Raw genomic sequence first — 20,777 nt, forward strand, 5'->3', positions numbered from 1 at the left:
TAGAAATATTGCAACTAGGATAAATCATATTCGATAATGATGATATGATTAATACTCTGTTGCTTGGGGAAAAGGTTAGAACATTTTCTAAATCAAAGAATTGGAGATTGGTTGTTTACAACTTGAGATTTATGACTTCGGCCCAACAAACAAGAACATATTCTAATAAACTGAAAGCAGTCGATCTTTTCTGTGGTTGTGGTGGACTGACTGTTGGTTTGAAAAGAGCAGGATTCCAGGTCGTGGGCGCGGTTGATGTCGATCCACTATCAATCAAGACCTATAGAGCAAATCATCACAATGTTACATTGTGGGAAACAGACATCAGAAAACTTGAGCCACGGAAACTACTCGATACTCTGGGACTGAGGAAAGGTGAGCTCGATCTCCTAGCCGGATGTCCACCATGCCAGGGCTTTTCTACGATGCGGACCAGGAATGGGGCTTTCAGTGTCGATGACCCGCGAAACGACCTGTTGATAGAGTTTGAACGGTTTGTGAAGGCTCTCCGTCCACGAGCCGTGATGATGGAAAACGTCCCCGGGCTTGCGGGTGACAAACGATTCGGGACTTTTTGTAGCAATTTGAAAAGATTTGGCTACCAGGGCGACTATTGCATTCTAAACGCAGCTGAGTATGGGGTTCCTCAACGTAGACGCCGGCTGATCTACCTGGCTGGAATGGGCATGGATATTCCTTTTGCCGAAAAGAACGGCAGACAAAAGACAGTTAAAGAAGCAATCGGTGGTCTCCCAAAAGCGGGACAAAGCGGGGACCCCGTACATGACATGCCCGAGAGTCGGACCCCGAAAGTTTTGGAGATCATCCAGCTTATTCCGAAGGATGGCGGAAGCCGCAGAGATCTGCCGGTGGAGTTCCAACTCGAGTGCCACAAACGATGTGACGGCTTCAAAGATGTTTACGGGCGCATGGCTTGGAATGATGTTGCCCCGACGATCACTAGTGGCTGTTTTAATCCGTCCAAGGGTAGGTTCATACATCCGGAGGAGAACCGTGCGATCACCATGCGCGAAGCAGCTCTTCTGCAAGGGTTTCCCCGCCAGTATAAGTTCCCCACCACTGACAACAAGACCGCCGTGGCCTTGATGATAGGCAACGCATTGCCGCCTCCTTTTATTGCAGCGCACGCCAAGGCCATTTTCAAACTCCTGCTGCAACAATCAAGATAGGAGGACCGTTTTGCCATCCATCAGTGACATATTGTTAATGGGTTTGACGAATAAGCAAGCAGAAGCCGTGAAGTCTCCCAAGCGGAACGTTCTGGTGGTAGCGGGAGCTGGTTCGGGAAAAACTGAAGTGATGGCCCGCCGCATTGGGTGGTGGGTTGGTGTCGAGGGAGTCTCTAAGGAAAACATCGTCGCGTTCACGTTTACTGACCGTGCAGCCGAGGAAATGAAGTTTCGGATCCGAAATTGGCTTGATAAAACCTCTTCAGAAGGTGCTGAAGCTTCATTAGGAGGAATGTATATAGGAACAATTCATGGGTTCTGTTTGGCGAAACTCCGTGAATATTGGCCCGATGAATACCATAATTACGACATACTAGACGAGAGCGCACGGGCTGCCCTAATCCTTCGAGGATATCATGGCCTGCTTGGTTTGAATTCACTTAGTACTGCACTTAGCCAAGGACAGTATGCAACTTTGAAAAGTTTCACCCAAGCTTATGATCAGCTTCAGGAACATGATCTTTTTCAGATTGAACTGCCTCGTGACGTGCCGCCCTATGAACTCGGTGTTATTGAGAATCAATGGTGTAAAAAGGCGAGATTGCTCACGGATGTTGGTGATACGCCTGCGGCCGAAGCATTCGCTATTTCAGCGGCCCGCTATTATGCATATATTCGATGTCGACGATTTCTGGATTTTAGTTCATCACAAAGCGAGTTCATCCGCCGTCTTCAACAGGACAGTGAAAGGATTAATATACTTGCCGAGCAGGGAATTCACCTCGTTGTAGATGAGGTGCAAGATATTAATCCGGTTCAGCGGAAACTCATAGAGTTGTTTGTCACAAGGTCAGGACGGCTGACCGCTGTAGGGGACCATCGCCAGGCTATTTATGGCTTTAGAGGTGCGAAAGTTGAAATTGTCGCCGAACTTTGGGAGCAATTTAAATCAAGGCCCTTGGATTCTGAGGTTGTCGATCTCCAGGAGAATTTTCGTTCGACGCCAAGGGTCATAAACGTGGCCAATGAATGGGCTGGTACCATTGGACAGGTTCGTTCAATGGAGACACCGGAAATGAAACACGGGAATACTGGACGGTGTGACCATCATAAATCCCACGTTGCACTGGTTTCTTTCAGCGAGCGCGCACGTGAAGCCAAGTGGATTTCCGAAGCAATCCGCATATTAGTGCCCTCCGAAGCCGAAGGTGCAAGGCATGATAAAAAGGATGGTTCCCATCGCGGATTAACACTCGCAGATGCAGTTATTCTTGTCCGCTCATCGACGGATGTTCGGACCTATATGCAAGCCCTTGAAGCAGCAGGCATTCCATGCGTCGTGCGTGCAGGACCCGACTTGTTTTCACAGCCAGAGGTTCTTTTTTTTGTTGCCGCTTTGGCTGTCTCAGCCGGAGTAAATGCATTCTACGGTTCCAACCATAACCCAAAGAGTCTTCCTAACAGAATCAATTCAGTCCTCGGGTGCCCCGCGGAGCCGGTGCCTGTTCTTCGGGAAGCGGCGCGAGCGATTCGCCGCACAGGTCTTGCTTTCGGACGAGAAGTCGAAGACAGGGTTTTTTACGCAGCACAAACACTTCAGGCCCGAATAGCTCAGAATCGCGGAATAACCTCTGCTCAAGCATCGACCTTACTGAGTCCCCAACTACGAGAATTCGTAACCTCTCGACATGAGCTCCGACGCGTTTTTCCGCAGAAAATTTTCCATATGCTGCTTTCGGAGGCTGAAGTCGCGGCATGGGACACATGTGATGGGCGTGGACAGTCAGCACTATTCCACTTAGGTGCTTTAAGTAGATTAGTCACCGGCATCGAAACCCCGGGCTGGACAAGTGTTAAAGACTATCCATGGCAGATTATAGGCCTTTTCCAATATGGAGCTGAAGAAGGTCGGACAGAGGAACAACCTCTCATGGTACAACCTGAGGCGGTGAGTATCAGCACCATACATGCTGCAAAGGGCTTAGAATTCCCAATTGTTTTTCTCGCAGACGTGAATGCACGGAGATTTCCAAGCGGTTTTGCCCGTAGAAGACTTAATCTACCTCTTGCTGGTCGCATCGTTCGGGAATGTGACATCGCTGGGCTGGCCGACAATGAGAATTATGACGGTGAGCGGCGGCTAATGTACGTGGCGATCACGAGATCTGAACGATTCCTTTTCGTCAGTCATTCCGGGAGGCAAACATCGCGATTCATCAATGAACTTGGTCCCATGATTACTAAAAGTGGAGGTGTGGTTACTGAAGACCCGGAGCAGCTCTTGAGCGAACTAAGGTATGCACCCAAAGAGCACCAACGCGACATCAGACTGGCGACCTCTTTCTCCGACCTCCGCTACTATATCGAGTGTCCGCATGATTTTTATCTTAGAAAGGTGCTTGGTTTCTCGCCCACCATAGACCAGGCGTTCGGCTATGGGCGTGGTGTTCATAACCTAATGCGGGCAATTCACTCCGAACCGAAGAAATGGGCCGCGCTTGCATCAGACCGCAGTGCCTTGGAACAAGGAATCCGGATATTTATCGAGCGGGGTCTTTTTTACCTTCGTTATACGACTGGAGATCCCGCGGCCAGGATGCGCACCAAGGGAGTGCAGATCGTTGCCGACTATGTGACGCAGTACGCGTCAGAGCTTAGCAGACTAACCTTCGAACCCGAAAAAGAATTCGAAACGCTTATTGAATATGAAGATGGTAGTGGAGGTGCACTCATTTCCGGGGCGATTGACATCGTCCGGCAGGATGACCCTCCACGAGTCACGCTGATCGACTTCAAGTCTGGAGAACCTGAGTCCGACAGTCGCCTTGCGCTTAGTGAAAACGAAATGAAATTACAGATCGCACTATATGCCGTGGCTGCAAAGAAAGAACTGGAATATCAGCCGGAATTAGGACTCGTTCGGTATCTTGATGCTGATGATTTGTTACGGGCGGAACTACAAGTACCCTTACATAACGATGCTCTTGATGAGGCCAAAAAGGAAATAGCACAGATTGCCGCTAGAATACGTAATCGCGAGTTTAAGGCGGGACCAACGGGTGTGCCACGGAATCCAACTAACGAGTCACGTTGTTTGGAGTGTGATTTTAATGAATTCTGCGGCATGCAGACAGCAAGGAAATGCCGACATCGACATGGGTGATGAAAATACAAAGATTTAAAGAATTTTGAAATGCCAGATAACCTGACACCAGAGCAACGTAGTTACTGTATGTCCCGCATTAAGGGGAAAGATACGGGCCTTGAGGTACGCGTACGATCAGCGCTCCACAGGAAAGGACTGCGATTCCGAAAACATGTAAAAAGTCTTCCCGGCAAGCCGGATATTGTTTTTAGTAGAGCAAGAATTGTTGTTTTTGTAGATGGAGATTTTTGGCATGGGTATGGATTTCCTGAATGGGAAAGCAAGGTATCTGATTTCTGGAAAATAAAAATAACTAAAAATCGAGAACGAGACAACACGAACCATGGAAAACTAAATAAAATGGGATGGAAAGTTATTCGCATTTGGCAGCATGAATTGGAAAAAGACTTTGACGAATGCATTGACAGGATTCTTGAAGTAGTTCATATGTCGAAGGTAAAACTAATAAGAGAAGTTAATCAATAAATTAATAATTATGTTCAAGAATTCATCAAAATATCTACAACATCGTGCATTTTACAAGGCGAAATCTGTTGATTCGGTTAGAATTGATAGATTGATAAGTGTAACTTGCCTTCTGTGTGGACAAAAGGTGTCAAAGAGTAAAATGCTCAAGCATTTGGAGAAAGCTCATTCTCTGAATAGTAGGCCCATGCAAGATGACTACTGCAAGTATCTTTACAAGAAAATGTTAAGAAAGATATTTGTTAAATGTTTAATCTGTAGTAAGAAAATCTCAGAGCATCAAATATCCATCCACCTAAGAAGAGAACATAAGTCGAAAATCAGCTGTCCACTGAATAAGTACTTTGTTTAATAATTGTAATCTCTATATAGATTAATAAATATAATGACAGCAACGGACTTGTTCGTATCAATACTTTTCAAAGAAAGAAGAAATCGGTGGTTTATGAACCGTTCTTCTGAAAGGGGGCAGCAATGGCTACCAAAGAAGATATTCTTGAGCAGTTAATTGAAGAATATCTTATACACAAAGGATACTTCGTTCGTCACAACATCAAGTATTTGCCTCGAAAAGATCATCCTGACTTCGTTTCAAATCAAGATTCAAACCACAGCGATATTGACATCCTTGCAATAAATCCCTTGTTAGAAGGCTCAAATAGGGTTTATGCCGTCAGTTGCAAGAGTTGGCAGAGTGGCTTTAACCCAACGTTTGAGCTTAATTGTATTCGCAATCAAAGGACGGTTCGAGGGAGAGAAGCTTGGAGAGGATTCCGTGAACTTGTGATCCCCAAGTGGTCTGAAGCATTTATCAAGGTTATTCAAGATAATACAGGTATGAAAAAATTTACATACATATTAGCTGTTGCAAAGATTAATGGAGACCGTTCTGTATGGGAAAATGATCAAGAGTTCAGACGTGCACTTGAAGGAAATCCTATTCGTATTCTAACATTTAAAGAAGTTATTGAAGATATTCTTCCAAATTTAAGGCAAACAGTGGCAGCAACAGAAGTCGGACGTATCCTCCAAATGTTTAAAGTTAGTGGTGTTCAGATGGAGGGTAACCAGTAGACCATAACAACGAAACCGATCGTTGATAATGTGTAAACGCACCTTGGTCAACTTCCCCCCCCCACCAACCTTGAAAGGAGGTCTCCGAATCATAACGTCGCGAGAATTTTCCACCATCATTTCCGGCTATGATTTCCTGGAGGCGCCCAGGTGGCATGACGGCCGCCTGTGGCTTTCGGACTTTTACTCCCATCAGGTGATTGCCGCCGGCATGGACGGCAGTGTGGAGAAGATCGCCACCGTGGAGCAGCAGCCGTCCGGCCTGGGCTGGCTGCCGGACGGCCGCCTGCTGATCGTCTCCATGCTCGGCAGAAAGGTTCTGCGGCGCGAACCGGACGGATCGCTGGTCGTGCATGCAGACCTGTCGGGCATCGCCGGGGGCTCGTGCAACGACATGGTGGTCGATGCAAAGGGCCGGGCCTACGTGGGCAACTTCGGATTCGACCTGATGGGAGGCGCCCCCCTGAAGACCGCCAAGCTTGCCCGCGTGGACCTGGACGGCAAAGTCAGTGTGGCGGCGGAGGATCTGTTTTTCCCCAATGCGGCCATGATCACGCCCGACAGCCGGACCCTGATCGTCAACGAAACCTTCGGAAACCGGATCTCGGCCTTTGACATCAAGGCAGACGGCACTCTGGGGCCGAGGCGTGACTGGGCCTGCTTCGGCTCTCTCCCCCAGGGGTGCGAACTCGCGGAGGTGTTCCCCCAGGCGAAGGTGGCGCCCGACGGAGGGGCGATGGATGCCGAGGGCGCCGTATGGATTGCCGATGCGATCGGCAACCGGTTGCTTCGTGTCGCCGAAGGGGGCCGGGTGCTGGACGAAATCTCCACGGGGAGCCAGGGGGCATATGCTTGTGCATTGGGAGGACCGGACCGCCGGACCCTGTTCATCTGCGTTGCCCCGGATTTCCAGGAGCACCTGCGGAAAGGTGCCCATGAGGCCGCCATCTGGGCCCTCAAGGTGGAAGTGCCCGGTGCGGGGCTGCCCTGAACCGATGGACCGGACATGGCTCAGACAAGACACAAGGGGCGTGAGCGCCCCTTTTGTCTTGCGTATTGCTGTTTCCGGAGGGGGGCGGTCAACCGGATCCCGGATCCGGCTTATCGCTTGCCCTCCATGGCCTTGGTCAGGACGTCGATGCCCTGCCGGGAGGCGATGATGGAGGCGGCCAGGCTTTCCCTCGCCAGCTCCGGGTTGTGCCAGCCGTCGCTGTTCTCGGCGGTCCACCATTCCCAGAGGACGTGCGCCTCTTCGTGCTTCTCCCGGGCCTGTGCGAGGGCTGATTCGGGAACCCCCGTTCTCCGGGCCGTCTCGTAGGTGTCGATCAGTTTCCCCAGCCAGTACTCGGCCTTCCGCATTTTGCCCTTCGTGTAGTTCTGGACCGTCTCGATCTGGTAGCGCTTCTCTTCCGCCGTGGATTTGGGATGGCAGCCCAGGCAGGCCTCCCGGACCGAGTGGATGGGCCGGACGACGGCGTGGGTCGTGTAGCTCTTCCCCGATCCGGCCTTGACCTTCGGCATGTGGCACTGGTGGCACTGGACGCCGGCCCGGTCGTGGGTGCTGCCCCAGTAGGTCTCCGTCTCCGGGTGCTGCAGCTTGACCAGCCGGGCGCCCGTCACGGCATGCCGGAAATCGTAGAAGTTCACCTTCTTGTAATGGGCCAGGATGTCCTTCGCGTTCTTCATCGGGTAATGGTTCGTGCGACGGTCCTCGTAGCCCACCTTCTTCCCCGTGGCGAACTCGAACCCGGCGTTGCAGGCGTATTCCACGTGGCACTGGGCGCACATCATCCGGGAGTCGGTCTTGCCCAGGACGCCGATCTTCCGGAAGCCCCGGAAATCGACCACCTTCATGTCCGTCTTCCCGTTCCGGGCGAAGGTCTGCGCGCCTTCCCGGTCGACCGCCTCGATGAGGGCGTCCCGGACGACCCGGGGGGCGGCGCCGTGGCCGTCATGGCAGTGAATGCAGCCCATGGGGTTCTGCGTCGCCTTGGACATCGCGACGATATCGGACCCCCGGTCCCACTTCGCTTTCGGATCCTTGTCGCCCATGTGCTTCCAGGTCAGGATGTGGTCGGAGGTCTTGCACTGGATGCAGGTGGCGTTCCCGGCCTTCGCGGTCTCGGGCAGCTCCCGGCCCGTGTCGACCAGGACGTCCCAGGCCCGGCCGGTCTGGTTGATGCCGGCAAAGCCCTTCTTGTGCTGGAAGCGGCCGCCGATGAAGCGGTCCACCACGAACTGGTCGGTCAGCATGAAGACGTGCGCCCGCGGCTCGTTGTGCTCCTTCGTGAAGCCGTGGGGAGCCAGGAGCTTGTCCTGCATGGGGGAGCGGCCGGCGGGCACGCCTTTTTCCTTGCGGGCCTGGGCCTGGTAGTTGACCATCCGGAAGCTCTCGAACTGGTCGCTGTGGCACCGGCCGCAGACGGGCTGGTCGACGGCCAGCGCGGCCGGCTTGTTGCTGGATTTCTGCAGGTGCTCCTTCATGCCGCTGTGGCAGGTGCCGCAGGCGAGGGGCGCGTGCCTGGATCCTTCTTTCAGGGATTTGATCTGGGGATGGCATCGGTAGCAGGTTTCCCGGGAGTCCCCGGCGCCGTTCTTCTGGGCTGTCGAAAATGCCGGAATCAAGAGGGCGATCGACAGGGCGGCCAGGACGACGAATCCGATGTTCCGTCTGCGCATGCCGGACCTCCTTTGTCTTGTCGTTCCGTTGTCGGCTGGTGAACCTGGTTGCGGCGCCGAATCTTGCGGAGACCCGGCAACACGGCCTGCCGGATATTCCAAAACCCTCCCGGGGGAAAACACCCGCGGGACGGTCGGGAGACGAAGGGCGGATGGCAAATCGGGCTCCATCATCGACGAATGCCTGCCCGATGTCAAGAATTGCGGCCACCATCGGCCCGGATGCATAATTGAGCACAGTAAGTCGACAAAATGTCGACATACCATGCTCAATTGTGCTATTTTCTCCGAAAACCTGACGGACACCTCCATGATCCAGAACATCCGAAACCGCATCACCGGCGAGGAATTCGACTACCAGGCCCTGCTGGACACCTTGCAGCAGTATGCCCGTCCGCGTGACAAGATCTCGGATCTCCTCCGGCGGGGCGACATCGTTCGCATCAAGAAGGGCATCTACATTTTCGGCTCCGCTTATGCCCGCAGGCCTTACTCGCGCGAGATCCTGGCGAACATGCTCTACGGGCCGTCCTATGTTTCCCTCGACTACGCCCTGCACTATCACGGCCTGATCCCGGAGCGGACGGAGGCCGTCACGTCGATGACCTGCGGCCGGAACAGGCGTTTTGCCACGCCCGTGGGCCTCTTTATCTATCGGTCCGTGCCGTTGGCAGGCTACCCTGAGGGGATCGACCGTGTGGAAATCGAAGGAGGACGGGCGTTTCTCATGGCGACGCGGGAAAAGGCACTGGCGGACCGGATCCGGGACGACCGGCGCTCGGGCGTTCGTTCCATGGGCGACATGCGGCGATATCTCCTGGAAAGCCTGAGGATCGATCCGGCCGGCCTGGCGGGCATGGATCCTTCCCGGCTGGAAGCAATGGCGGGCCTTTACCGCTCCCGGCGGATCCGCCTCGCCGCTTCCGTCGTACGCCAACTGGGTGGAGAGGAGAAGCTGCCGCATGAATGAGGCCGTCGCCCGCATGCTGGCCCGCTACGAATGCCGTCGCCTGGAGGACTATACCCGCGCCCTGCGGGAGATTCTGCAGGAGATGGCCCTGCTCGGCCTCTGGCGGAGCCGTTTTTTTGAAAAGGCCGCTTTCTACGGCGGAACGGCCCTCCGCATCTTTCACGGGCTGGACCGCTTTTCCGAAGACCTGGATTTTTCGTTGCTGGAACCGGATCCCGGGTTCGACCTTTCCCGTTACACCAGCTCGCTTGAGCGGGAGATCCGGGCCTTCGGCTTTGACGTTACGGTGCAGGAGAAGGCGAAGCAGGCGGCCGGCCCCGTTCGGTCGGCATTTCTGAAAGCCGACACCATGCGGCAATTGCTGACCGTTCAGGTCGGGTCGGACCTCGTCCGGGAACTGCCCCGGGGCCAGGCAATCCGGATCCGCCTCGAGGTCGATACGGATCCGCCCCCGGGTTTTTCAACGGAGGCCAGGTATCTTCTCCATCCGATTCCTTTTACGGTTCGAACGTACGTGCTGCCGGATCTCTTCGCCGGCAAGATGCACGCCCTCCTGTGCCGCCAGTGGAAGACCCGCGTGAAGGGCCGGGACTGGTATGATTTCGTCTGGTATGCGGCCAATCACCCGGAGCTGGATCTGCCGCACCTGGAGCAGCGAATGCGACAGAGCGGCCACTGGAAGGAGCAGGCCCCGATGACGAAGACCGACCTGGACCGGCTGCTCGTCGCGGCCATCGACCGGCTCGATGTCGATCGCGCCCGGAAGGAGGTGGAGCCTTTCATTCTGAATCCCGAGGCCCTGACGGTCTGGTCCCGCGATTTTTTTCTCGATGTCGCCGGCCGGATCCGCATTCAATCATAAGGAGGCTGACCCCTTGTTCGCCCATTCTCAGGCAACAGCCATGAATCGGATTTGAAATCCGCTTCATGCCGATCGAATCCCTTTTTTCGGAGGAGGTACGACGTGGCTGACTTTCCCTGGTTCAAAAACTACGACGCGGGGGTGCCCCGCACCCTGGAGCCCTACCCAGACCGGACCCTGCTGGATCAGGTGTACGACACGGCAAGGCAGCGCCCGGGACACACGATGATGTGGTTCAAGGGAACCGTCATCACCTACGGGCAGTTCCGGGCGCACGTGGAAGGAGTGGCGCGGGCGCTCGCCGGGCTCGGCGTGAAGAAGGGCGACCGCGTGGCCCTCATGATGCCCAACATCCCCCAAATGCTCATCTGCCAGTTCGCCGTCTGGAAAGCCGGGGGCGTTGCGGTGCCGGTCAACCCGCTCTACAACGAAGCCGAGCTTGTGCACACGGTGAAGGACTCCGGGGCGGAGATCGCCATCGTCATGACCCCGTTCTACCGCCTGCTGAAGAGCGTCCAGGGCCGGGCCGGCGTGAAGACGATCATCGCCACGTCGGTCAAGGAGTACCTGGCGCCGCTGAAGCGCTTCCTCTTCGGGCTCCTGATGGAGAAGAAGCAGGGACACCATGTGGAGATCGAGGCGGGCGACCTGTGGCTCCAGGATGCAATCCGGAAGTACGCAGGCGCCCCGATTCCCGACGTGAAGCTGAGTCAGGACGACACCGGGCTGATCCTCTTCAGCGGGGGAACCACGGGCACGCCCAAGGGCGTCATGATCTCCCACGGAAGCATCTTCAAGAACGGCATGCAGACGCGCGCCTGGTTTTCCACGCTGCTTACGGACTGGGACGACGTCACGATTCTCCTGATGCCGCTCTTCCACATCTACGGCAACATCATCCTGGTCTCGACCCTGCTGCATGCGCGGGTGCCCATCGTCCTGGTGCCCAATCCCCGGGACGTTCCCGACCTCTTGTCCACCATCCGGACGACCCGGCCGCGGTTCTTCCCGGGCATCGCCACGCTGTTCATCGGCCTGATGAACAACCCGGATGTGAAATCGGGCAAGATCGATTTCCGGTCCATGAAGATGTGCGTGGCCGCCGCCGCGCCGCTCCTGCCGGAGACCAAGAAAAGCTGGGAGGCCCTCACCGGCGGGAAGCTCGTCGAGGCCTACGGCCTGACGGAATCGGGCATCATCGCCATGGGACCGATCCTGGGAAAATGGAAGGAAGGGGCCGTCGGACTGCCCACCCCGGACGTGGAGGTGAAGATCGTTGACATCCTCGCCGGCGAGAAGGAGATGCCGACCGGGGAAACCGGCGAGATCGCAATCCGGTCGCCACAGATCATGCAGGGCTACCGGAACAACCCGGAGGCCACCGCGGAGATGCTGCGTGGCGGCTGGCTGTATACCGGCGACGTCGGCCACCTGGACGAGGACGGCTACCTGTTCATCACCTCGCGCAAGAAGGAGTTGATCAAGCCCAGCGGCCACCAGGTCTTCCCTGGGGAGGTGGAGGAGGTCGTCGCGAGGCACCCGGCCGTGCTCGAGGTGGGCGTGGCCGGCGTCCGGGACCCCGAGCAGGGGGAGGCCGTTAAGGCCTGGGTTGTGCTGAAACCGGACCAGAGGTGCACCGCCGAAGAGCTGCAGGCCTTCTGCAAGGAGAGCCTGACGGCCTACAAGGTGCCCCGGTACGTCGAATTCCGCGAAATGCTTCCCAAGTCGCTGATCGGGAAGGTGCTGCGGCGCGTGCTCCAGGAGGAGGAAGAGAAGAAACAGCAGTCGGGAAGATAGGTCAGGTCGATTGTGCACTGCATATAATCTGGCCAATTTTTATATAAAATCAATAATCAACAGGAGGTCGCGCATGGATTGGAGGAAAGAGAAACACACGTATCTGGCTGTTGTGGTCTTATGCAGCCTGGGCCTGCTCCTGCTGGCATTCGGCGAAGCTTTTGCGGAGCCGTCCACGGCACAGGTAAAGAAGATGTGGGAAGGGCAGAACAACGTCAAGGACCGTGTTCTCAGCATCAAGCGCATGGGCGGACAGCGCACGACCAATCAGCTTGACGGCAAGCACTACATCACCCCCGTGGGAACCTGCTGGGACTATGACATCGTCGAGCTGCAGAAATGCGGCTGCCGGCTCTTCCTGAAGGCCAGCGCCTGCTGCCGCAGGGGATCGTCACGGGAATGCGAGATGCGGGTCGGCAACTCGAAGATGGTGGACTGCTCCCCTTACGGGAAGCCGAAATTCGGGCTCGCGGGCAACACCGAGCCCGCCGACTGCAAGACGCAACGCATGCAGTCCGAGTGCTGGCACCGCAAAGACCTGCTTTTCGGAGCCGGTGTCGTCATCGGACCATGCATGGGAAGCAATGAGAAACAGGACTGGCCGCCCACATTCACCTGCCCCAAAGGCCAGGCAGCCGTTCAGGATTTTCTGAATAAAAAGTGCGGGCCGACACCGGAAGACTGCGGTTGCACAATCGTCGAAGAGTGCTCATCCGAAGGAGGGCTGAAGTGCTACAACGATTGGAAATCGAACAAGGCCGCCGTCGATTGTTTCTACAATCCCATCTATAAATCGGGTTACGAACAGGATAAATGCTACAAGGCCGTGATGGCGGGCGGCTCTTCCGAGGGTGCGAAGGAAGCTGCCGCCGGTGCTGCCGACTCGGTGAAGGAAGAGGCCTCCAGTAGCGGAAGCGCGGCAAAGTCAAAGGCCGGAAGTGTTGCCGACACGGCCGTGGACGCCTTGAAGAGGATCTGGAAGTAATTCGATCCGCGGTTCGGTCCGGGGCTTCGGCGGCACTCACCAGCCGCCGGACGCCCCGCCGCCGCCGGAGGATCCGCCGCCGCCGGAGAAGCTCGATCCTCCGGAAAAGCTCGATCCGGAACCGCCCCCGGATGTGAACGTGAATCCGCCGATGGTGGCGCTTCCCTTGGTGTTGAACCCATCCTTCAGCTTCTTGCCCAGGTTCGACCTGGCGAGCAGGATCTTGGCGATGGGGAACCCGATCACGTAGGTTCCCAGCAGGTAGAACGCGCCGGTCGTGCCGACGACGACAATCGGAAACATGGCCCAGAACGGGATCAGGAAGAAGTAGAGGAACCAGCCCGCTCCGGGCGTCAGGACGCCGATCACCGTAAACAGGCCGATGATGCCGAAAATGAAGGCGCCCAGCAGGATGCGCTCGATGATGGAAAGCTCCGGTCCTTCCAGCACAAAGCCGGACGAGGCGGGCTTCCGGCCGGCTCCCGTTTCCCCGGACGCCGTCTCTCCGGCATCGGGCCCCTTGCCCCCCTCCAGCACGCCGATCACCTCTTTAACGCCCGCCGCGACGCCGCCGTTGTAATCCCCGTCCTTGAAACGGGGTGTCATGGCGGTCCGGATGATCCGGCCGGCCATGCCGTCGGTGAGCGTGCCTTCGAGGCCGTATCCAACCTCGATGCGCATGCGCCGGTCGTTGGGCACGACAACGATCAGGATGCCGTTGTCCTTCCCTTTCCGGCCGAGCTTCCATGACTCGAAGACACGGACGGCGTAATCCTCGATGCTCTCCTCCACGATCGTGGGCACGGTGAGCACGGCGATCTGGTTGCTCGTCCGCTCCTCGTGGCTTTTGAGCTGTTCGGTCAGCGAGCGGCGCACCTCCGGCGAGAGAATCTCCGCATTGTCGGTCACGCGGCCGGAGAGGTAGGGGACGTCCGCGGCCGCGGCGAGCACGGCCGCCAGGAGAATCGCCGCAATGAGTGCAAGTCGCAGGGCTTTTCTCATGGACCCTTCTCCTCGATGACCCCGTCGGGAAGCTCGTTTTCCACGGGTTCCCCGGTTGCTGTGCGGGCCAGAAACTCCTGCAGGGCATCCAGCCCGTCTTCCAGGGCGCGGGAGACCTGGCCGCCCTTGAGGGAAGCCGTCATCCGCGCAATGACCGCCTGCAGGTCGTCCCTGCTCAGTCGCCGGCCTGTTCCCGTGTCGGGAAGGATGACCACCTGCCGCTCGAACAGGCTGACGAGGAGCAGAATGCCCGTCCGCCTGCGGGTGGCGAAGATTTCACGGGAGAGGAAAAGGTCCGAGGCGGATTGCCGCACCTCGTCGGAAGCGCGATGCGTGTCGAGGAAGAGCCGGGCGAAAGCGGGAAGGCAAACGCACAGGAGGGCGCAGGCGACGCCGGCTGCAAGCGTCAGTGCCAGGGAGAGCATGACCTCGGATCCCGAATACCATCCGGGCTGCAGCATCGCCCCTGCGGAAACCGCGAGTCCTGCGACGGCCGATCCCAGGGCGAAGGCCTTCCACGGCAGTTCGGGATAGGAGTCGCACCGTTCGACGACCGCCAGGACGATCTGGGCGCCGGTCCGCTTTTCCGCTTCCGCGATCCGGGGATCGAGATGGGTAAGATCGTGTGTTTTCACGGAGCGAGTATAAAAAGCGCTTCCTTATGTGTCAATTTAATTAGTCATTCGGAGGTGTTTTGATTACTATTCGGAACAGACCTGGGCAAGAGCCGGGCATTCCAACTCCAACGTTTCTGTTCCTATTTGATTGACACGCAGGACCGATCTTCATACACTCCGCGTAAATATCGGAAAAGGAACGGGTTTGTTCATGCGGGGCAACAATGAACCAACTCGTTTCGGGAGACAGAGGACGACCATGAAAAAGACGTTCCCGGCCGTGATCGTTGCGGTGCTTCTGGCGGTAAGCTGCGGGCATGCGTTCGGTGAAACGGCCGGCGAGCCGGATATCCAGGATCTGGTCCGGCTGGCGCCCCGCATCTCCCTGGAGGACGGGAAAATCTCGACCTTCGAGGTCAGAGGCACCCTCGACATCGACGGCATTCTGCTGCGGTTCATGGTCGCGGGGAAACAGCCCGGCAGGCACAGCCTGTATGTCCTGGACCCCCGCGACGGGATGCCGATCCTGGTCGGTGCCGGGAAGTCCTACCTGTTTTACGATCCTGTCGCCTCGGAAGTCCTGCTGGGCAAGGCGGCGCCGCAGTTTGTCCTTCGGATGGATTCCGCCGACGAGAGCCTGAAGCTTGGATTCGGGGTTCATCAGCCGGAGGACGGCAAGGGGAACAGGGAAGAGGCAAGGCCCGACGACGTGGTCGTCGACCTCCGTTCCGTCATGGCCGGGGCGGATCAGGCAGTAGGGATTGCCAAGGCGGAGGGAAACCGCTTTGTCGTCGAGGGGAAGACCCGGCGGGGGGGACGGTTTCTGGCGTACGTGACGCCGTCGAGAAGCGAGGGTCCCTTCAGCCGTGTCGAGTTCTTCAAGGCCGACATCAACGCGGCCCGGCCGTTCCTCGTCCTGGATGAAATCGCGCTGAACCGGCCGCTCCCGGACGAACGCTTTGCTCTCTCCGAAGAGAAGCTGCTGGCCGCCGTTCCCGCCGCCAGGCGGGTGTCGGATGACATGACGGTCAAGAGGGACGTCTCGCTCGGCGCCTTCTACCAGGCCCTCGTGACCCGTTTTGTCCTGGCGGATCCGGCGAACCACAGGCTGAAGCCGGTCGTCGAGAAGATGGCCCGGCATGTCATCGACTGGGAGCAGGTGAAGAAAAAGGACGCGGCGATTGCGCCGGTCCTGATGGCCGTTTTCAAAGATCTGGCAGTTGGATCGGTCAGGCCGTAGCGCCGAAGCGCCATGAAAGGGGACGGATGTTATTCCGCCCCCTTTCATGGCATGGTCGTTATCAGGATGAACGGAGACGACGGGATGTTGAATATCAGAAACGAACCCAGGTACAAAGGCAGGCTGATCAGGGCAATACGGTCGACACTGGAGCATCGGGCCACCTGGCTGTATCTTCTCCTGGACGAAGCGGAAAAGCAGGGCATCCGGACGGAGGAATTCGCGAAAGCGGCGATCATGCGATGCGGGTGCTTCCAGGGCGAGCAGCTCGTTGCCGATGCGCGCACCCAAAGCCTGAAAGGGCTGAAGAAAAAGCTTTTCACCCTGCCGGCGAGGATTGTCTTCGAGATGAAGATCCTGTCCTGCACGGACGACCGGCTGGAGATCGACTTTCACTATTGTCCGCTCATGGCGGCATGGCAGTACTGGGGAGCTTCGGATGATCAGATCGCAAGGCTCTGCGATATCACCATGCAGGGAGACCGGGGCATTGCCGCGTCATTCGGCTGCGAACTGGAGCTGGGCAGGACCATCGCCAAGGGGTATGACCGGTGTGAGATCCGGTTCAAAAGGCTGAAAGAGGGATAAAGGAGCCGGGCATTTTTTCGCAAGGCAAAAAACATCTGACCATTTTTTGGGAGGGCGTATGAAAAGAGCGCATCGGATCGTATTCGCGGTGGCGGCGGCCGTCGTGCTGTTTGCGGCCGTGTCCGTCCTCTGTCCCGTGGCGGCCCAGGCCAGATCGGCCGTGGCCGTGGAAGGTGCGAAGTTCGAGACGGCCGGTTCGATCAGGGACAACCTGAAGATCTATGCCGGCAAGAACGTGGTGATTCACCTCCGTTCGGGGAAAACCCTTCAGGGTTCCGTCAAATCCATCGGCGATCACCTGATCCACCTGGAGAAGCTGTCCGGCCGGGATTTTTATGACGCCCTGATCCGCCTCGAAGACATCACTGCCTTCGAGGCCCGGTTCCGGGAACTGAAGTGACAATCCAGAGACATTGAATCGAAACAGGTGAACCGTCATGAAGAAGTACCTCGTGGTGACCGGCGTCGCAATCCTGCTGGTAATCGTGTTGATCGGGTGGTGGATCGTCAGTCGCCCCGAGCGCGGGACGACCGGCTCGGTGAGCACCCAGTTCCGGTGGATCGGTCCCAATGACAAGATCGTCGTGGACGGCTTCGACGATCCCAAGGTGCAGGGCGTGGCCTGCCATATCTCCCGGGCCCAGACCGGCGGCGTCAAAGGCGCCATGGGCGTGGCGGAGGATACGAGCGACGCCGGCATTGCCTGCCGCCAGATCGGGCCGATCCGGTTCGTGGGAGAGCTCAAGGACGGTGAGCGCGTCTTTGACGAACAGCGCAGCCTTGTTTTCAAGTCGCTTCAAGTCGTTCGTTTCTATGACCGCAAACGCAACGTTCTGGTCTACGTATCCTACAGCGACCGGATCATCTCGGGCAGTCCGAAGAACAGCATCAGCACGGTGCCCATCATGGGATGGCAGTCTCCATGACCCCTCTCTGAAATCGGCCGCGTTCCGGAGCCGGCCGGGAAAGTCGAGGTTTGAGGCAATGAAGCACGGTATCGGAGCTCTTCTGGTCGCACTGGCCGTCGTGTGTTCCGTCATGCCGGCGGCCGCCGAAAGCGGAGACGGCGGGAAAACCCGGATCTACCAGGTCTCGTGGCAGGGCGGGAACGTCAGCGGCCGGCTCATGATCAACGGTTTCACTGTCAGCGAGTTCAAGGGGGGGCCGGTCACCGGCACCGCCGCCGTGAACATCTGGCTGACCGGCGGCAACGAGATCAAGGCGGTCCTCGGCAAGAAGGACCTGAAAGCCCCGGCTAATTTCTCCGTGGGAGTCTCCGAACTGTTTATGGGCGATATCACCAGCACCGGCGACAGGGGAAAACTGCTCAACATGGAGCTGACCGACGCCGACCTGTCCGGCGGATCGCTGAAGGCCGTCAGCAGAACGTTCCAGTCCGACCTGGACTTCAGCAGCCATCTGCTGTCCGCGAAGCCATCGCGTTTCCGCGAAAAGGAGGTCCTGGAATACGCGGTCAGGTTCTACGGCCTGTTCCGCAAGAAAGACGCCGGATCGATTCTCCAGGCGATGGCCGTCAAGGTGGAAGACTACGCCCGGGCTTACGGGCGGCCACCGGCGGAGATGAAGGAGGGGCTTGCTTCCATGCTGAAGGAAGATATTTTCAAAAGCAGGCTGGCCGTAATCGACCGCAGGAAGCTGAAGGCGTCGAAGGTGAACAATCTCTGGCATATATACGATGGGAGCGAGGAGCTGATCCGGAGCAAATCAACGGACGGCTCGACGTCGGAGCTGCCGGTCTTCATCGGTGACATCGACGGTAAACTGATGGTGGTCCGGTAAAGAACAGATCGGAGGAGACAGGGAAATGATCGAACCGGTCAAGATACCCCCGCCAGGGGAGGAACTGGAACTGCGGATGAACAAGGTCCGCGCCCTGATGGCCCGGGAAGGGCTGGATTGCTATGTCGCCGGACATACCGACAACGTGTATTACCTGACCAACTTTGCCTATGTCCCCTTTGAGCGCCCCTTTTTCCTGGTGATCCCCCTGGACGGCGTCCCCGTGCTGATCCTGCCGGGGCTCGAAGTGAGCCATGCGGAAAGCCGGGTCCTGCTTCCGGTGGAATACCGTACCTATTATGAATTTCCGGCGCCCAAGGGGCGGACGTATGTGGACGTGCTCAGGGACGTCATTCCCGGCGGGGCGCGGGTCGGTATCGAACCGTCGCTGAGCATTGCCCAGCAGGCCGTCATGCCCGGCCGGCTCAAGGCCGTCGACGTGATCGACGAGGCCCGCCTGGTCAAGACGGATTACGAAGCGGGCCGCATTGCCTATGCCTCTCGGGTCGTGAATGCCGGACTGGCCAAATGCTTCGAGCTGAGCAAGCCGGGCGCCATGGAAATGACCCTGTACGGCGACAGCGTCCGCCAGATGATGGGGGTGGTTCTCATGGAAATTCCCAACGCCAATCTCCTGGTCTCGAAGTTCCTCTGCGCCGTCTGGCCGAAAAAACTATCCGCCCAGCCCCATTCCGTGCCCGGGTTGTTCGAGCAGCTCGAGGAGGGCGGTCCCAACGTCGTCATCGTCACGGCCCAGGCCGACGGCTATTCCGCCGAGCTGGAGCGCACGTATTTCCTGGGCCGGGTCCCGGAGGACTCGCGTCGCCCCTTTGAAGCCTGCATGGAGGCGCGGGCCCTGGCCTACGAGCTGGTCAAGCCCGGCGCCGTGGCGGCCGAAGTGGATGAGGCCGTTCTGAACCTCCTGAAAAGGCGGGGATACGGCGATGCCATCCTTCACCGAACCGGTCACGGCTTCGGGATTACCGGTCACGAGCCCCCCTGGATCGCCTTGGGCTCCGGCGACGTGCTGGAGAAAAACATGGTGATCAGCATCGAGCCGGGCATTTACCTGCCGGACGTCGGCGGATTCCGCCATTCTGACACGGTGCTGGTGACGGGCGACGGATGCCTTTCCCTCACCACGGCCCCGGACCGGCTCGAAGAGGTCGTGCTGCCGGTCTGACCCGGTAAAGGGGGGCCGACCCTTTTCGCAGTCAGGGCAATCGGGGTGAAATCATGAAGACACGCCCTGAAGAGGAAGTTCACAGGATCCAGGCCGCCGTTCTGCGCCGGCGGGGCGGGCCGCTGACGATCGAGACCCTCGAACTGGAAGGGCCCCGGGACGACGAGGTCCTGGTGCGTCTCGTCGCCTCGGGCATCTGCCACACGGATATTTCGTACATCGACGGCTGGGACGAATCCGATGGGGCGCTGGTGCTGGGCCACGAAGGGGCAGGCGTCGTGGAGCGGGCGGGGTCGGGCGCAAAGGGCGTCCGGACCGGCGATCCCGTCGTCCTCTCGTATCAGTCTTGCGGCCGGTGCCGTCCCTGCCGGAGCGGCCGTCCCGCCCGCTGCAGCCGCTTTGGGGAAGCAAATTTCGGCTTCCGGCGCCTCGACGGCAGCAATGCGCTGCATCGAAGCGGCGTGCAGGGCCACTTCTTCGGCCAGTCCTCCTTTTCCACCCACGCCCTTGTCACGGAGAGAAACCTCGTCCGGGTCTCCGGGGACCTGCCGCTGGAGGTCCTGGCCCCGCTGGGCTGCGGTGTACAGACCGGGGCCGGCACGGTGATGAATTCGCTCAAGGTTGCAAGCGGGGAAAGCATCGCCGTGTTCGGAACGGGGGCGGTGGGCCTTTCTTCCGTCATGGCGGCGAGCCTTGCCGGCGCCGGTCCGATCATCGGTGTGGACATCAAGCCGGGAAGGCTCGGGCTGGCCATCGAACTGGGCGCCACCCACATCATTGACAGCCGCCGCCGGGAGGTCGCGACGGGCATCGCGGCAATCACCGGCCGCGGCGTTGATTACGTGGTGGAGACGACGGGCGATCCCGGCATGCACCGGATCGCCGCCGCCGTCCTGAATCCTCGCGGCACCGTGGCGCTCATGACCGGCGAGGAGGGCGAAAGGCTGCCGGGAAGGCGGAAAACCGTCGGCATCATCCAGGGCGACGCCGTGCCGCAGCAGTTCATCCCGAGGCTGATCGAGCTGTACCGGGCCGGGCGGTTTCCCTTCGACCGGCTGATGAAATTCTATGCCTTCCGGGATATCAACCGGGCTATCGCCGATTCCCGCCGGGGCGGCGCCGTCAAGCCCGTACTTCGGATCGGTGGGGCATAGGATGA

Annotated in this window: 19 protein-coding genes; 16 read left to right on the plus strand and 3 right to left on the minus strand. The window is 58.1% G+C overall.

Annotated elements, in window-relative coordinates; translation table 11 throughout:
• The first annotated feature begins 131 nt into the window (after positions 1-131).
• From HPY65_08035 to HPY65_08055, 5 genes are all read left to right on the plus strand, one after another.
• Complete coding sequence (locus HPY65_08035) at positions 132-1,190, plus strand: DNA cytosine methyltransferase (protein NPU84425.1); 1,059 nt, start codon at positions 132-134, stop codon at positions 1,188-1,190.
• 37 nt (positions 1,191-1,227) lie between these two features.
• Positions 1,228-4,353: an ATP-dependent helicase gene (locus HPY65_08040; protein NPU84426.1), complete on the plus strand. Its 3,126-nt coding sequence runs from the start codon at positions 1,228-1,230 to the stop codon at positions 4,351-4,353.
• A 30-nt stretch (positions 4,354-4,383) separates the two neighbouring features.
• Positions 4,384-4,821: a very short patch repair endonuclease gene (locus HPY65_08045; protein NPU84427.1), complete on the plus strand. Its 438-nt coding sequence runs from the start codon at positions 4,384-4,386 to the stop codon at positions 4,819-4,821.
• A 474-nt stretch (positions 4,822-5,295) separates the two neighbouring features.
• The gene (locus tag HPY65_08050; protein ID NPU84428.1) at positions 5,296-5,895 is read left to right on the plus strand and encodes a hypothetical protein; all 600 of its coding nucleotides are present in this window, start codon (positions 5,296-5,298) and stop codon (positions 5,893-5,895) included.
• Positions 5,896-5,923: 28 nt separating this feature from the next.
• Positions 5,924-6,886 (plus strand): gluconolactonase, encoded by a 963-nt coding sequence (locus tag HPY65_08055; protein NPU84429.1) that lies wholly within the window; start codon positions 5,924-5,926, stop codon positions 6,884-6,886.
• Positions 6,887-6,996: 110 nt separating this feature from the next.
• On the opposite strand, the gene HPY65_08060 is transcribed toward HPY65_08055, so the two are convergent.
• On the minus strand, positions 6,997-8,574 hold the full coding sequence (locus tag HPY65_08060; GenBank protein NPU84430.1) for an ammonia-forming cytochrome c nitrite reductase subunit c552: 1,578 nt from the start codon (positions 8,572-8,574) through the stop codon (positions 6,997-6,999).
• Positions 8,575-8,884: 310 nt separating this feature from the next.
• Between HPY65_08060 and HPY65_08065 the strand changes: the two genes are divergently transcribed.
• From HPY65_08065 to HPY65_08080, 4 genes are all read left to right on the plus strand, one after another.
• Positions 8,885-9,544, plus strand: coding sequence for a hypothetical protein (locus tag HPY65_08065; GenBank protein ID NPU84431.1), 660 nt, complete (start codon positions 8,885-8,887; stop codon positions 9,542-9,544).
• Entirely contained in the window at positions 9,537-10,406 is an 870-nt protein-coding gene (locus HPY65_08070; GenBank protein ID NPU84432.1) for a nucleotidyl transferase AbiEii/AbiGii toxin family protein, read from the plus strand. Before HPY65_08065 ends, HPY65_08070 begins: the two co-directional genes overlap by 8 nt.
• A 102-nt stretch (positions 10,407-10,508) precedes the next feature.
• Positions 10,509-12,203, plus strand: a complete 1,695-nt coding sequence (locus HPY65_08075) for an AMP-binding protein (GenBank protein NPU84433.1) — start codon at positions 10,509-10,511, stop codon at positions 12,201-12,203.
• A 73-nt stretch (positions 12,204-12,276) separates the two neighbouring features.
• The gene (locus HPY65_08080; GenBank protein NPU84434.1) at positions 12,277-13,188 is read left to right on the plus strand and encodes a hypothetical protein; all 912 of its coding nucleotides are present in this window, start codon (positions 12,277-12,279) and stop codon (positions 13,186-13,188) included.
• Between the two features lie 36 nt (positions 13,189-13,224).
• On the opposite strand, the gene HPY65_08085 is transcribed toward HPY65_08080, so the two are convergent.
• Together HPY65_08085 and HPY65_08090 are read right to left on the minus strand one after the other, a co-directional pair.
• Positions 13,225-14,190 carry a YgcG family protein gene (locus tag HPY65_08085; GenBank protein ID NPU84435.1) on the minus strand — a complete coding sequence of 322 codons (966 nt, stop codon included), beginning with the start codon at positions 14,188-14,190 and terminating at the stop codon, positions 13,225-13,227.
• Positions 14,187-14,825: a hypothetical protein gene (locus HPY65_08090; protein ID NPU84436.1), complete on the minus strand. Its 639-nt coding sequence runs from the start codon at positions 14,823-14,825 to the stop codon at positions 14,187-14,189. The genes HPY65_08085 and HPY65_08090 overlap by 4 nt, the downstream gene beginning before the upstream one ends.
• A 241-nt stretch (positions 14,826-15,066) precedes the next feature.
• Between HPY65_08090 and HPY65_08095 the strand changes: the two genes are divergently transcribed.
• The 7 genes from HPY65_08095 (at position 15,067) to HPY65_08125 (ending at position 20,772) form a co-directional block, all read left to right on the plus strand.
• Complete coding sequence (locus tag HPY65_08095; GenBank protein ID NPU84437.1) at positions 15,067-16,047, plus strand: hypothetical protein; 981 nt, start codon at positions 15,067-15,069, stop codon at positions 16,045-16,047.
• Between the two features lie 84 nt (positions 16,048-16,131).
• Positions 16,132-16,635: an L-2-amino-thiazoline-4-carboxylic acid hydrolase gene (locus HPY65_08100; GenBank protein ID NPU84438.1), complete on the plus strand. Its 504-nt coding sequence runs from the start codon at positions 16,132-16,134 to the stop codon at positions 16,633-16,635.
• Between the two features lie 58 nt (positions 16,636-16,693).
• Positions 16,694-17,035, plus strand: a complete 342-nt coding sequence (locus tag HPY65_08105; GenBank protein ID NPU84439.1) for a hypothetical protein — start codon at positions 16,694-16,696, stop codon at positions 17,033-17,035.
• A gap of 37 nt (positions 17,036-17,072) precedes the next feature.
• Positions 17,073-17,561: a CreA family protein gene (locus tag HPY65_08110; GenBank protein NPU84440.1), complete on the plus strand. Its 489-nt coding sequence runs from the start codon at positions 17,073-17,075 to the stop codon at positions 17,559-17,561.
• A 58-nt stretch (positions 17,562-17,619) separates the two neighbouring features.
• Complete coding sequence (locus tag HPY65_08115) at positions 17,620-18,435, plus strand: hypothetical protein (GenBank protein ID NPU84441.1); 816 nt, start codon at positions 17,620-17,622, stop codon at positions 18,433-18,435.
• Positions 18,436-18,460: 25 nt separating this feature from the next.
• Positions 18,461-19,618, plus strand: a complete 1,158-nt coding sequence (locus tag HPY65_08120; GenBank protein ID NPU84442.1) for an aminopeptidase P family protein — start codon at positions 18,461-18,463, stop codon at positions 19,616-19,618.
• 53 nt (positions 19,619-19,671) lie between these two features.
• Positions 19,672-20,772 (plus strand): NAD(P)-dependent alcohol dehydrogenase, encoded by a 1,101-nt coding sequence (locus HPY65_08125; GenBank protein NPU84443.1) that lies wholly within the window; start codon positions 19,672-19,674, stop codon positions 20,770-20,772.
• Positions 20,773-20,777 lie beyond the last annotated feature (5 nt).

It is taken from the genome of Syntrophaceae bacterium (assembly GCA_013177825.1).
In the GTDB taxonomy this organism is placed as follows: Bacteria; Desulfobacterota; Syntrophia; order Syntrophales; family PHBD01; genus PHBD01.